The 13,083-nt window shown below is 63.7% G+C and carries 11 protein-coding genes; 2 read left to right on the top strand and 9 right to left on the bottom strand.

What is annotated here, in order from left to right; all coding sequences use genetic code 11:
- Positions 1-30: 30 nt before the first annotated feature.
- From NCR37_RS25190 to tauA, 8 genes are all read right to left on the bottom strand, one after another.
- Positions 31-1,161 (bottom strand): SMP-30/gluconolactonase/LRE family protein, encoded by a 1,131-nt coding sequence (locus NCR37_RS25190; protein WP_250475528.1) that lies wholly within the window; start codon positions 1,159-1,161, stop codon positions 31-33.
- 40 nt (positions 1,162-1,201) lie between these two features.
- A complete protein-coding gene (locus NCR37_RS25195) occupies positions 1,202-2,374 on the bottom strand; it encodes a zinc-dependent alcohol dehydrogenase (RefSeq protein ID WP_250475529.1) in 1,173 nt (390 codons plus the stop codon).
- An 11-nt stretch (positions 2,375-2,385) separates the two neighbouring features.
- Complete coding sequence (locus tag NCR37_RS25200) at positions 2,386-3,147, bottom strand: SRPBCC family protein (protein ID WP_250475530.1); 762 nt, start codon at positions 3,145-3,147, stop codon at positions 2,386-2,388.
- A 223-nt stretch (positions 3,148-3,370) separates the two neighbouring features.
- Entirely contained in the window at positions 3,371-4,519 is a 1,149-nt protein-coding gene (locus NCR37_RS25205) for a glutathione-independent formaldehyde dehydrogenase (RefSeq protein WP_250475574.1), read from the bottom strand.
- Positions 4,520-5,337: 818 nt separating this feature from the next.
- A complete protein-coding gene (locus NCR37_RS25210) occupies positions 5,338-5,694 on the bottom strand; it encodes a hypothetical protein (RefSeq protein ID WP_250475531.1) in 357 nt (118 codons plus the stop codon).
- Positions 5,695-6,393: 699 nt separating this feature from the next.
- Positions 6,394-7,269 carry an ABC transporter permease subunit gene (locus NCR37_RS25215; protein WP_250475532.1) on the bottom strand — a complete coding sequence of 292 codons (876 nt, stop codon included), beginning with the start codon at positions 7,267-7,269 and terminating at the stop codon, positions 6,394-6,396.
- Positions 7,266-8,045, bottom strand: coding sequence for a taurine ABC transporter ATP-binding protein (locus tag NCR37_RS25220; RefSeq protein ID WP_250475533.1), 780 nt, complete (start codon positions 8,043-8,045; stop codon positions 7,266-7,268). The genes NCR37_RS25215 and NCR37_RS25220 overlap by 4 nt, the downstream gene beginning before the upstream one ends.
- Positions 8,042-9,076, bottom strand: coding sequence for a taurine ABC transporter substrate-binding protein (gene tauA / locus NCR37_RS25225; protein ID WP_250475534.1), 1,035 nt, complete (start codon positions 9,074-9,076; stop codon positions 8,042-8,044). The genes NCR37_RS25220 and tauA overlap by 4 nt, the downstream gene beginning before the upstream one ends.
- A gap of 234 nt (positions 9,077-9,310) precedes the next feature.
- Between tauA and NCR37_RS25230 the strand changes: the two genes are divergently transcribed.
- Positions 9,311-10,642 (top strand): LLM class flavin-dependent oxidoreductase, encoded by a 1,332-nt coding sequence (locus tag NCR37_RS25230; protein ID WP_250475535.1) that lies wholly within the window; start codon positions 9,311-9,313, stop codon positions 10,640-10,642.
- A 183-nt stretch (positions 10,643-10,825) separates the two neighbouring features.
- Here NCR37_RS25230 and NCR37_RS25235 read toward each other — a convergent pair whose 3' ends face one another.
- Positions 10,826-11,806: a LysR family transcriptional regulator gene (locus NCR37_RS25235; protein ID WP_250475536.1), complete on the bottom strand. Its 981-nt coding sequence runs from the start codon at positions 11,804-11,806 to the stop codon at positions 10,826-10,828.
- Positions 11,807-11,913: 107 nt separating this feature from the next.
- Between NCR37_RS25235 and NCR37_RS25240 the strand changes: the two genes are divergently transcribed.
- Positions 11,914-13,008, top strand: coding sequence for a tartrate dehydrogenase (locus NCR37_RS25240; RefSeq protein WP_250475537.1), 1,095 nt, complete (start codon positions 11,914-11,916; stop codon positions 13,006-13,008).
- The last annotated feature ends 75 nt before the right edge of the window (positions 13,009-13,083 follow it).

Raw genomic sequence — 13,083 nt, forward strand, 5'->3', positions numbered from 1 at the left:
AAGGCGGGGCGGTCCGCGCGCATGCGCGTGTTACTGGGACGCCCCGGAACGCTCGATGCGCCACAGTTGCGTCTGGAGGCGCGGGCCGTTTTCGGGCTTGAACCAGCTCATGTCCTGTATATGGGAGCTGGTGACATAGAGCGTGCCGTCGGGTCCTTCAGAAAACGTGTCGGGCCAGCGTAGCCGCTTGTCCTGAACGAGGGTTGCGATGCGATCCCCGTCGCGAACCTTGACGGCGTCCTGCTCGATAGCGCTCAAATAAAGCCGCCCGCGCGCATCCATCCAGAGACCGTCCGTCGGCTCCGTCTGCGCGACGGGCTCCACGCGAGCTTCGAGGTCCTTCTCGGCGAGACGCGCGTTCTGCAATGCGTTCGTCGCGATCCGGTAGAGCGTGCGGCCGGTCAATGCTTTCCAGTAGAGCGTGCCGCCATCGGGCGCGAGCGCAAGGCTATCCGCGGCAAACTCGACGCCACGTCCGTCGGGCCGGCGCAACTCGTGCCCATCGGTCCGTACCACGACGTTTTTCTCCGGTTGCGTGCTCGGGTGGCCGTCGAGAACGCGTCGAGCCTTGCCGGTCTGCAACTCCACGACGACGAGCGCTCCCTTGGCACCGGCATCGGTCAGATAGGCATACCGCCCGTCCGGCGAGAGACGAACATCGTTCAGATAGCTTCCCTGAGGCGCGACGGCGTCGTCGAAGCGGATCACCTGCGCAACCTTGTTCGCCTTGAGATCTATTTTCACCAGCTTGGGGCCGTCCTTCACGAGCGGTGCCGTCGCTGGCGCGGCCGGGTCCACGACCCAAAGATTCCCACGCGCATCGGCCACGACGCTCTGAACGCACACGAAGTGATCTCCGGCAGACAACTGGTTCTTCTTGGCGTTGCGCCATGAATTCCATTCTTCGTCCGGATAGGCTTTGATCTGGCCGTCGGGCGTCAGTTCGGCAACCGAGATCGGCGCATCTTCTGTCCAGCGCGGGAAATTGACAAAAATGCGCCCATCCTTGGAAACGGTCACGCCTGTGACCTGATGCTCGAAGCTGGCGACCTGCTGGAGTCGGGCCGTGTCTGGTGTAGCGCCGGATTGCTCCTGAGCGAAGGATGCGTTCGCAAGAAGTGTTATCGCCACAAGGGCGGATGCGGCTCTGAGTCGGGTCATGTGGTATCTCCTCGGGCGGCACTGGCGACATGCGTCGAACTCACGGCGCGAATACGGCACGGACGCAGCCGTCGGTCTTATGCTTGAACATGTCGTAGCCGCGCGGCGCCTCTTCCAGCGAAAAGCGGTGCGTGGCGAGATAAGCGGGATTCAGCTCGCCTTTCTGTGCGTGCGAGAGCAGCCGGTCCATATAGGCTTGCCCGTGCTGCTGTGCACTGCGCACCGTCATGCCCTTGTTCATGATGGCGCCCATCGGAAACTTGTCGATCAATCCGTAGACGCCGAGCACCGACAGCGTGCCGCCTTTGCGGCAAGCCATCACGGCCTCACGCAGCGCCTGGCCGCGGTCCGTTTCCAGACGCAGGGCCTGCTTGACGCGGTCATACGCGTATTGCGGCCCGGTGCCATGCGCCTCCATCCCTACGGCGTCGATGCACGCGTCGGGTCCGCGCCCGCCCGTCATTTCCATGAGCGTGTCGAGAACGCTGTCGACTTTCGTATAGTCGATCGTTTCCGAGCCGGCATGCTCGCGCGCCATCTGCAACCGCTCGGGGAAGCGGTCGATCGCGATGACCCGCTCCGCGCCCATCAGACGCGCGCTTTGCTGCGCCATCAGCCCGACACCGCCGCAGCCCCACACTGCGACGGTGTCGCCCGGCTGGATGTTGCAGAAATCGGCACCCATGTAGCCGGTCGGGGCAGCGTCCGAAAGAAACAGCGCGGTCTCGTCCGCTACGCCATCGGGGATCTTGAAGCAGTCGTTGTCAGCAAACGGCACGCGCACGTATTGCGCGTGCGCGCCCGCATAGCCGCCGAAGGCGTGAGTGTAGCCGTAGATGCCGGCCGTCGTATGTCCGCCCAAAAGCGGTGCCTGTAGTTCGGGCTTCGGGTGCGTGTTGTCGCACAACGAGTAGAGGGAATGCTGGCAATACCAGCACTGTCCGCACACGATGAATGAAGGAACGACGACGCGGTCGCCCTTCGCGAAGCGCTTCACCTCGGGGCCGATGTCCTCGATCACGCCCATGAACTCGTGGCCGATGACATCGCCGGACTTCATCGTCGGGATATAGCCATCGATGAAGTGGAGATCGGAGCCGCAGGTGGTCGACAAGCTGACGCGCAGGATCGCGTCATGGGGGTTGATGATCTCCGGGTCCTTCACAGTCCCGACGCGCAAGTCATTGACCCCGTTCCAGTACAGTGCTCGCATGGTCGTTCTCCTTAGCGCTTCGTTTCGCGAGCAGCGGGCTGCCGCTCAGTGGTGGGAATCTCGCCGGTTTCGACGAGGCTCTTGAAGCGCCGCAGCGCGTTGTCGGCGATCAGTTTCAGCGGCGTGGCGCCCAACAGTTGAACCAGGCCTTGGCCAAGCGTGCCGCCGGGCGGATCGAATCGAACATGCAGTGTCGCCACCGTGCCGCGGTCGTTCGGGGCGGCGTCGAAGCGGATGGAACCCTCGTTCGGAACGGCCGCGCCGGGCAGCGAGCGCCAGCCGATGCTTCCGCCGGGCCCATCGACGATCTCCGATTCCCATTCGTAGAGTCGACCGAGCGGCGTCCTTATCTCCCAGCGCATGCGGCCGTCTCCAATCGAGTGCAACGTCGCGAAGCCGGCCATGAGTTGCGGCAGCGTGCGGGGATCGAGCCAGCGCTGACGGAGCGCGTCCGCCGGCTTGCCGATCGTGATGACACGCTTCGCCTCGGGCTCGGGGCGGGCGATCCCGCTGTGCGCCTTGTCATTCGCTTTGCCGCGATGGAGCGGGACACCGCGCCCCGCGCTCAACACGGCCGTGCCCGCGCAAGCCGTGAGCGCGAGAGCCACGGCACCCTTCTTCCGGCCTACGAGTCCTGAGACGATGAGGGCCGCGCTCAGCGCCACCGGGATCCAACCCATGCTTTGCATGAGCTCACCGGGCGAGACGCCCGACGGAACGTGGCCGCGCCCCGACGATCCGTGCGATCCGATAGCAACGATGTTGCCTGCCATGATGAATGCTCCTGGGAATTCACTGCCTCGCTACGCGGACGGGCTCCGTGCAGCGAGATTGCTGACATGTAGCGCGACGTTCGTGCTCACGCCACGCGTGGCCATGAATCGCGGAACTGCGCCGTGGGCTGCATCGCTCAAGGTGTAGCTGGCCGGTTCGCGGTTCCATGGATCTCGACAAGTGCTTCGACTCCGTCGCCGCTACGATCGCGGCGTCGCTTCGCTAGCCTCCGGGATGCAGGACAACTTTGGTCCAGCCATGTTCGCGCACGTCGAAGTGTTGATAGGCGTCGGGCGCCTCGTCGAGCTTCAACTCATGGGAAACAATGAACGACGGCTTCGCGCGTCCGACTGAGATGAGGTCGCGCAACTGCCGGTTGTAGGCCTTGACGTTGCATTGGCCCGTGGCGATGTGCTGGCCTTTGAACCAGCACTTGCCCCAGTCGAACGCGATCTTTCCCTGCTTCGCCAGTTCGTCCTGCGCGCCCGGGTCCTCGGGAACGAACACGCCGACGACGCCGATCCCGCCAGTGAACTTGACCGATGACACCAGATTGTTCATCGTCAGATTGGGATGCTCCTGGCGTTGCGGAGCCGGATCGTGACACTGGTAGCCGACGCATTCGCAACCCACGTCCGCACCGATTCCGTGCGTCAGGTCCATGACGCGCTGCACCGGATCGTCTTTGGAATAATCGATCGCAATGGCGCCGATCGATTCGGCCAGCTTGAGCCGGTCGGGATGGCAGTCCACCACCATGACGCTGCGCGCGCCCTTGATCATGGCGGAGTGCGCGGCCATGAGACCCACCGGTCCCGAGCCATAGATCACGACCGAATCGCCGGGCCGCATGCCGGCTAGTTCAGTGGCGTGCCAGCCGGTGGGGAAGATGTCGGCGCACATCACGTAGTCGGTCTGTTTCTCCTCGGCGCCCGGCGGCAGCTTCAAAGACATGAAATCCGCCCAGGGCACTCTGAGATACTCGGCTTGGCCGCCCGGCCACGGTCCCATGTCCGCAAAGCCGAACGCACCGCCTGCGATATCCGGCCCGTTCGCGCTCAGGCAAAACGCGGTGAGGCCGCGCTCGCAGTTCACGCAGTGGCCGCAGCTCACGTTGAATGGCAGGCAGACCCAGTCGCCGGGCTTGATGCGCTCCACGGCCGGTCCAACCTCTTCGACCACGCCCAGATTCTCGTGACCGAAGATTCGCCCTTGCTCGAAGTCGGTTCGACCTTCGTACATGTGCAGGTCGGACCCGCAGATGTTGGTACTGGTAATTCTGACGATGGCGTCAGTCGGGCGCTCGATCTTGGGATCAGGCACGTCTTCTACGGCGACCTGGCGAGGACCGCGATATACAACTGCTTTCATAGTTATCTCCTGAAAAGGCGACTGCAAAGAGCCTGAGCCGCGGAAAGCGCGTTTGCGGCTGCCGGCGTCGAACACCCGCAGGCGTACCTGCCGGACGGTTGGTCTCCTGGTTTATCGACACGTTGCTTTCGGCGCTAACGTCCTTGTGGTCAGGCAGATGAAAGAGTCTTTTGGCCAGTACGGCAACACCATATAAGTAGTTCAATAGGAGTACTAAGTGCATAACGAAGTGCCGTCCTATCAATGTCGCCCGTGCGAGTAAGGCAGCGATCCGCGTGCCCGCCGGCTATCCGTGCCTTGTTGACTCACTAGTTCGGTACCATTGACTTCAGCAACTTACATTGAAGTTAGGCCTTGCCGCAGAATTACTGCCTTGGTGAATCGACGTCGTCGCGCGTGGTTGAAGTTTCCGTTACGGACCCGTCATGCATGACTTGCCTGTAAGCGCGTCACGAAGCGTCGTGCCTTGCGGAAAATTGTTTTACCGGTCGGATGGCAGATTTTGCAAGACGGCTTGAAGGAAGTGGTTCTCGGACACGCGTGCTTGCGTGGTGCAAGACCATTCACGGCGACGTGGAGCGGCACGTCGCTCGGTAGTACTGAGTGATGTCTGCGTGTGATGTCGACGGTAGCCCGTTTTGCTTCCCCGGTGCCATGCCGCGTGGGCTGCCGCTGAAGAGGCCATTAGCGGTTCGGCGCATGGTCGTCGCCGTCGCTGAACGATGGGCGTTTGCAAGCGACTCGTGAACGAGAATTCTAATCAATCGCCAAGCGGTCGGACTTGGCCAGCGTCGCAGTGCATGACGCAGCGCCGGTCGTCAGTGAACCCGAAATCTCGATCGGAAGATGTATTGGCTGTGCAGTGCTTCCCTCGATCGCTTCAAAGCGATGAGGCTGGATTGGTAAATTGACAGTAGCTTCTGGGAGTGTGTCGGGTCGTTGCCGGCCTCTATCTGTCTCAACAGCCGGTCCGCTTGCAATCGGACTTGTTCCTCGCAGTGTGCGATCGCCTTCTCGATTGCACTGAGCCCAGGGGCGTCGCGATGTCCCAAGGCCGGCGCGGGCGCTTCGTTTTTTCCGTCGTTCGCTTCGTGGAACGTAGGCGTGGCGCCGAGCTCGTTATTCGTCGGCATTGCATCAAGTTCGGACGTCGCTTCGCCGTGAAAGTCGATCATGGCAATCTCTCAGGTATGCACGGACCAGCGCTCATGGGCACCAGTCTCATTCGTAGTCGTCACGCCTCGCCACGCAAAAAGCGAATGGCAATCAAGGGGGCGCCGATCAGTTCTTCGTCTGAGACCGAACGCCGCTTCATTGGAATGATGTTAGCCGCCGAACTTTTGTCTGCGCAGACATTTAACAACTCTTACAAATCTTCAGAAGCCGCTTAAGCGCGGACCAGCTTATGAATGCTACGTCTGCCGTTGTGAGACCTCGCGTGGATTCGACGAGCGACGACACTTGGGCGGTCGTGTGCCTGTGGTAAATAGAAGGGGCGGGGAGCTGAAGGGGCTGCCTCGTTCACGGCACGCTGTCGCTCCTGCGGGCGGCGGCGCCGGAAACCGCGGGAGCAATGTCCACGCACTGGAAGTAGTGTTCTCCGCGTCTTCCGAAGGGCGAACGATCATGCGGCGTCGACAGGACGTGGAGCCGTCGCATGACGCTTGCGCCGCGAGCGTCCGTCTCGATGCCGGATAGTCGGCTTCGCAGATCGATACGCGCACCGACGCGCGGCCGACCTGCGCTTGCAGCTTTCAATAGCTGCCAGCATCGGATTGCTGACAAGCGTCGTGCGGCGAAACGTCGTGCGACCGCGTGCGCCGCACGACGACAGCAATCCCGACAATCGAGCACCGCAATTCCTGCAAGCACCTTTAACGTCCCTTCCACGGCACGAGCCGCCGTTCCAGCGCGCGCATGCCGTAGTCGAAGATCCACGCAATCGCCCCGATCAGCATGATGCCCATCACGACCACGTCCGTGCGCAGAAAGCTCGACGCATTGAGGACCATCTGGCCGAGGCCGGCCGTGGCGGCAACCATCTCGGCCGCAACGAGCGTCGTCCAGCCGAAGCCCACGGCGATGCGCAAGCCCGTCAGTATTTCAGGCAGCGCCGCAGGCAATACGACGTGCCACACCACCTGCCGGAAGTTCGCGCCGAGCGACCACGCCGCGTTCACCTGCTCGGCGCTTGCGCTGCGCACGCCGGCACGCGCGGCCATCGCAATGGGCGCGAAGCACGCGAGCCAGATGACGACGATCTTCGCGGTCTCGTCGATGCCGAACCAGATGACGACGAGCGGCAGATACGCGAGCGGCGGCAGCGGCCGATAAAACTCCAGGGGCGGGTCCAGCAGCCCGCGCGCAATGCGGCTCACGCCCATCGCGATGCCGACGGGCACCGCGGTGACGACCGCCAGCGCGAACGCGCCGAACACGCGGATCGCGCTCCACAGCAAATGGTCGGCGAGCGGCAGGCCGCCCTGAAGGCGGCCATGCCAGGCGTCGACGAATGCGCGCCATACCGCTTCCGGGGAAGGCAAAAAGAGCGGCGGCAACCACCCGAAATGCGTGGCGGACCACCAGAGCAGCGCCAGCGCAGCGACGCACAGCGTGCTCGGCACCGCCGTCGGTCCCGCGCCGGGCATGCCTCGATAGCGCGCGCGGCGTTTCGCGCGGGCGGTTCGCCGCGTCTGGCGCGACGCCGCCGTTGCGCCGGAGAACGACGCATCGGAAGCCGGCCGGTTCACGCCGCCTCCTTTTCCGTTCGATGCAAACGACGCGTCAGCCGCTCGCGCCATTCGATGAACGCGGGCGACGACTTCACCGCGCGCGCATCGCGACTGCGAACGTATTCGCGCGCGAAAGGCAGCTCGTGCACCTCTTCGATGCGTCCCGGGCCGGGCGTCATGAGCACGAGCCGCGTCGCCAGAAAGAGCGCCTCTTCGACGCTATGCGTGATGAAGAACACGGTCTTGCCGGTGCGCGCCCACACGTCGAGTATCAGCTCCTGCACGCTTTCGCGCGTGAGCGCATCGAGCGCGCCCATCGGTTCGTCCATCAGCAGCACTTCGGGATCGCTCGCCAGCGCGCGCGCAATGCCGACGCGTTGCTGCATGCCGCCCGAAAGCGCGTACACCTTGTCGCGTTCATGCTCCGCGAGGCCGACGAGCGCGAGCGTGCGCCGCGCGATCTCATGGCGCTCGGCGCGCTTCATGCCGCGGAAACGCAGGCCGAGTGCCACGTTGTCGAGCACGTCGAGCCACGGCATCAACGCGTGCTTCTGGAACACCACGCCGCGGTCCGCGCCCGGTCCGGTGATCGGCTCGCCGTTGAGCGATGCCTCGCCCTCGGTCGGATCGAGAAAGCCAGCTAGGCAGTTGAGCAGCGTGGTCTTGCCGCAGCCGGACGCGCCGAGCGCCACGACGAACTCGCCGCTGCCGATGTGCAGATCGACGCCCATGAGCGCCGGCGTGCTCGCGCCTTCGTAACTGACGCCGAGATTGCGGATGGCAAGCGCCGTCATTTCGCGGCCTGCTGCGCGTAGCGTGGCTCGACGCCGGCAGAGTAGTCGGCCAGCACGTTCTGGATGGTGCCCTGCTGCTTGAGAAACTGCGCGGTCGCGGCGAGCGACTTCGCCGCGCCGGACTGTTGCCCGCCGCCGAGCCAGGTCGGCGACGCCTGCTCGCCCGCGGTCGGGAAGGCGTACAGCGCCAGGCTCGCGGGCACGTCCGCGGCGTTCGCGCCGGACTCCGCGGCCACGGCCTTTACCTGCGCGGAGCCCGCGCTCCAGTCCGCTTTGTGATCGCGATATTGGGCGTCGGTATCGGCGAGCACTTTGACCAAGCCCGCCATGAACGCCGCGTTGTCCTGTGCGAACTTGCGCGACGCGACGAAGCCGTCGAAGGTCGCCTTGCCGGTCTGTCTCGCGACTTCGCCCGAGGTGACGAGCACCTTGCCGTTCTGCTTGACGCGGGCGAGCACCGGATCCCAGATGTAGGTCGCGTCGATGTTGCCGCGCTCCCAAGCGGCCGCTACTTCGGGCGGACGCAGGTTGACGATCTTCACCGCCGACGGATCGACGCCCGCCTGCTGCAATGCGACGAGCGCATGGAAATGCGAGGTCGACACATACGGCACGCCGAGCGTCTTGCCCTTGAGATCGGCGAGCTTGCTCACGCCCGAGCCGTTGCGCGAGACGAGGGCTTCGGCGTCGTTGATATTGTCGAGAATCCAGAAGAGCGACAGATCGACGCCTTGCGAAAGCCCGGCCGCGATGGGACTCGATCCCGCCTCGCCGAGTTGTATGGAACCCGAAGCCAGCGCGCGGATGACGTCCGCGCCGCTGCCGAGCTTGCGATAGGTCACCTTGTAGCCCGTCGCCTTCTCGACAGCGCCGCTTGCCTGCGCATAGCGCCACGGCACGACCATATCCTGATAGCCGATAACGACTTCGCGTGTCTCGGCTTGCGTCGAAAGGGGCGAGAAGGCGGCAGTGCCGAGCAGCAAAGAAAGGGCGGTCGCGACCAGCCGGCGACGATGGAACGTGTGTGTCATGGAGCGGGGGAAGTGAAGTGAAGTGATGTGATCAAGCCATCGACTATAGGCACTTCGCGTTCCAAGGCTACGAATCTTTCATGCATAGCATGCGAGCGCCAACGGCATAAGCGTTGTGCCGTTTTCGTGCTAGCCATATTCGTTGCGGATTCAAAAGCAAACTCCCAGCCGATCCGAGCACGTTTTCGCCAGTTGCAGTACCGTGGCGCGAATCCACTTCTGCCGAACCATGCGATGCCGCACTCACGACAACTCCATCTCGGCGCGTTCATGCGCCCGGTCAGCCTGCATACCGGCGCGTGGCGCTACCCAGGCGCTTACGCCGACGCCAACTTCAACTTCCGTCATTTGAAGCGCTTCGTACAGACGCTGGAGGCGGCCTGCTTCGACGCGTTCTTCATGGCCGACCATCTGGCGGTGCTCAACATGCCGGTGGATGCGTTGAAGCGCAGCCATACCGCGACTTCGTTCGAACCGTTTACGCTGCTCTCCGCGCTCGCCGCCGTGACCGAACGCATCGGGCTGGTGGCGACGGCATCGACCACGTTCGACGAGCCGTATCACATTGCGCGCCGTTTCGCGTCCCTCGATCACTTAAGCGACGGTCGCGCCGGGTGGAATCTCGTCACTACGTCGAATCCGGATGCAGCACGCAACTTCGGCCGCGAGGAGCATATGGAACACGACGAGCGCTATCGGCGCGCGCGCGAGTTCTACGATGTCGTCACGGGCCTCTGGGATAGCTGGGCCGACGACGCCTTCGTGCGCGATACCGAAAGCGGCCTTTTCTTCGACCCGGAGAAGCTGCACGTGCTCGACCACCAGGGACCGTATCTGTCGGTGCGCGGGCCGCTCAACATCGCGCGGCCGGTGCAGGGCTGGCCGGTCGTGGTGCAGGCGGGATCGTCGGAAGCCGGCAAACAGCTCGCCGCCGAAACCGCCGACGCCGTGTTCACCGCGCAGCCGACCCTCGCGGCGGGCAAGCGTTTTTACGCCGATGTGAAGGGCCGCGTCGAGCGCGCCGGCCGCGCGCGAGACCATCTAAAGATTCTGCCGGGCGCGTTCGTCGTGGTCGGCGACTCGCGAGACGAAGCGCACGAAAAGCGCGCGTTGCTCGATACCTTCGTGCATGACGACAGCGGCTTCGCTTCGCTGTCGATCGCGCTGGGACACGATGTATCGTCGTTCGATCTCGATGGCCCTCTGCCCGAGATCCCCGAGACCAACGCGAGCCGGAGCGCGCGGGAACGCGTCATCGACATGGCGCGCGCCGAAGGGCTGACTGTTCGCGAACTCGCGCAGCGCGTGGGTGGCTATTCGGGCTTGCAGATGGTCGGCACCGCCGCGGATATCGCCGACGAGATGGAGCAGTGGCTCGTCGAGGAGGGCAGCGACGGCTTCAACGTCATGTTCCCGACCTTGCCCGCCGGACTCGATGACTTCGTCACGAAGGTGGTGCCGGAGTTGCAGCGGCGCGGCATCTTCCGGCGCGCATACGAAGGAACGACGCTGCGAGAGCATCTGGGGCTGCCGAGGCCGCGGAATCGGTTCTTCGACGCGCCGTGATTGGACGAAGCTTCGGTGCGGGCATCGGCGAGCTTCGGCTTGCGGGAAACGTGCCCGTTAGCCACAGCCGACTCGGCCCGTTCAGCCCTAAAACGTAGCAGCGCGCGGCCTTGTTGTCATTCGGGGGGGCTATGCAGTCAGATGTCGGTTTCAAGGGACTGCAACGACTCCTGACGCCAACGGTCATTCAGCACCGTCGCTCGGAACATCCGTTCTGGTGCCGCGCGTGACTGACCATCCAGCGCCGCCATTGGCTTCGCTCTGAAGATCCTCTGCGATGAAGTCGACGAACGCGCGAATGCGATTCGACAGCTGATGCCGTTGCGAATACACCGCGAAGATATCGGCGTTCGGCGTATCGTGATCGGGAAGGACGGCAACGAGCGAACCATCGGCCAGATACTGCCTGATGTCCCATTCGGCCCGCATCAAAATGCCGTGTCCCTCCAGCGCCCACTTCACGGCGATTTCGCCGTCGTTGGTCGTGAGCGTGCCTTTGATTCGCACGGCTTCGGCGTTGCGTGAAGCGCCCCGGCCAGAAGTCAGACGCCACACGCCATAGGCCTCGTCTCCCTGCCGAATCCCGATGCAGTTGTGGCGCGTCAGATCGTGCGCGGTCGTCGGCAGTCCGTGCTTCGCAATGTACGACGGCGCGGCACAGAGCAAGCGTCGATTGCCAGCGAGACGCCGTGCGACGACTCTCGCGTCGGGCGGCTCGCCGAAGCGGATGCAGACATCGAAGGTGTCGTCAGTCAGCGGCGGCGGCGTGACCGACAGCTGAAGCTGTACCGAGACTTGCGGATATTTCGCGACGAACCGCGAAATCGCCGGCGCGACATGACTGCGTCCGAAGCCGAGCGTCGCATTCACTCGCAATAAGCCCCTTGGATTATGTTTGGCTGTGCCAAGCAATTCCGCCAGCTCGTCGATCTCATCGAGAATGCGGCGCGCGTGTTCGAGATAGAGCTCGCCCTCTGGGGTCAGCGTCATCCGGCGAGTCGTGCGATTGATCAGCGCCACGCCTGACCGGTTCTCCATCTGCGTGAGGCGCTTGCTGATTGCCGCCGGCGTCAGCCCTAATTCGCGAGCCGCGGCGCTCAGGCTGCCCGAGGCGGCGAGCGTCGCGAAGAAGCTCAGATCGGACGGCTGGACGGCGTCGCGCAAGAGTCCACCTGTGAATGCAGGTTAAAGATGCTTTGAGTTTAGCACCGGTTCTTGCGTCCTTAGCGGGGTAAAGTTCACTTACACGACGACACCTGAAGGACGCAGACATGAAGACGTATCGCATCGCGACCATCCCCGGCGACGGCATCGGCAAGGAGGTCGTACCCGCTGGCGTAGTAGTGCTCGAAGCACTTGCCAAGACCACGAAGTCATTCACATTCGAGTTCGAAAACTTCGGCTGGGGCGGCGACTATCACCGCAAGCACGGCGTCATGATGCCGGCGGACGGTCTCGATGCCCTCCGCGACAAAGATGCGATTCTCTTCGGCTCGGCGGGCGACCCGCACATTCCCGATCACATTACGCTGTGGGGCCTGCGCCTGAAAATCTGTCAGGGATTCGATCAGTACGCCAACGTGCGTCCGACTCGCATTCTGCCGGGCATCGACGCGCCGCTGAAACGCTGCAAGCCGGAAGAGCTCGACTGGGTCATCGTGCGCGAGAACTCGGAAGGCGAATATTCCGGCGCCGGTGGACGCGTGCATCAGGGTCATCCGATCGAGGCTGCGACGGACGTGTCGATCATGACACGCGCCGGCGTCGAGCGAATCATGCGTTTCGCGTTCCGCCTCGCGCAATCCCGTCCGCGCAAGCTCCTGACCGTCATTACCAAGAGCAACGCCCAGCGTCACGCGATGGTGATGTGGGACGAGATCGCGCTCGAAGTCTCGAAGGAGTTTCCGGACGTGAAATGGGACAAGGAACTGGTCGACGCATCGACGGCGCGCATGGTCAACCGCCCGGCGTCGCTCGACACCATCGTTGCCACCAACCTGCACGCCGACATTCTCAGCGATCTCGCCGCCGCGCTCGCCGGCAGTCTGGGCATCGCGCCGACGGGCAACATCGATCCGGAGCGCCGCTATCCGTCGATGTTCGAGCCCATCCACGGTTCCGCGTTCGACATCATGGGCAAGGGCGTCGCCAATCCGGTCGGCACGTTCTGGTCGGTCGTCATGCTGCTCGAACAACTCGGCGAATTCGATGCCGCGAAGCGCGTGATGCAGGCGGTCGAAGCAGTGACCGCGGACAAGTCGCTTCATACCGGCGACCTCGGCGGCACGGCAACGACCGCGCAGGTGACCGCAGCCGTTTGCGCTTTCATCGAGAAAGCGGCAGCACCGGCGGCCGACGCGGCGTAAGTCTCGTCAGCGGCTTCAGCAAAGCCTGTCCTCATCTTTCCGAGCGAAGACATGAAGGCCACCTCGTGTTGCCGC

The sequence above is a fragment of the Caballeronia sp. GAFFF1 genome, assembly GCF_023630705.1.
Taxonomy (GTDB): domain Bacteria; phylum Pseudomonadota; class Gammaproteobacteria; order Burkholderiales; family Burkholderiaceae; genus Caballeronia.

Excerpts from the sequence above, each read along its gene's own strand:
- tauA (WP_250475534.1), bottom strand. The coding sequence starts at position 9,076 with ATGACACACACGTTCCATCGTCGCCGGCTGGTCGCGACCGCCCTTTCT.
- NCR37_RS25220 (WP_250475533.1), bottom strand. The coding sequence starts at position 8,045 with ATGACGGCGCTTGCCATCCGCAATCTCGGCGTCAGTTACGAAGGCGCG.
- NCR37_RS25190 (WP_250475528.1), bottom strand. The coding sequence starts at position 1,161 with ATGACCCGACTCAGAGCCGCATCCGCCCTTGTGGCGATAACACTTCTT.
- NCR37_RS25240 (WP_250475537.1), top strand. The coding sequence starts at position 11,914 with ATGAAGACGTATCGCATCGCGACCATCCCCGGCGACGGCATCGGCAAG.
- NCR37_RS25200 (WP_250475530.1), bottom strand. The coding sequence starts at position 3,147 with ATGGCAGGCAACATCGTTGCTATCGGATCGCACGGATCGTCGGGGCGC.
- NCR37_RS25230 (WP_250475535.1), top strand. The coding sequence starts at position 9,311 with ATGCCGCACTCACGACAACTCCATCTCGGCGCGTTCATGCGCCCGGTC.
- NCR37_RS25195 (WP_250475529.1), bottom strand. The coding sequence starts at position 2,374 with ATGCGAGCACTGTACTGGAACGGGGTCAATGACTTGCGCGTCGGGACT.
- NCR37_RS25205 (WP_250475574.1), bottom strand. The coding sequence starts at position 4,519 with ATGAAAGCAGTTGTATATCGCGGTCCTCGCCAGGTCGCCGTAGAAGAC.
- NCR37_RS25210 (WP_250475531.1), bottom strand. The coding sequence starts at position 5,694 with ATGATCGACTTTCACGGCGAAGCGACGTCCGAACTTGATGCAATGCCG.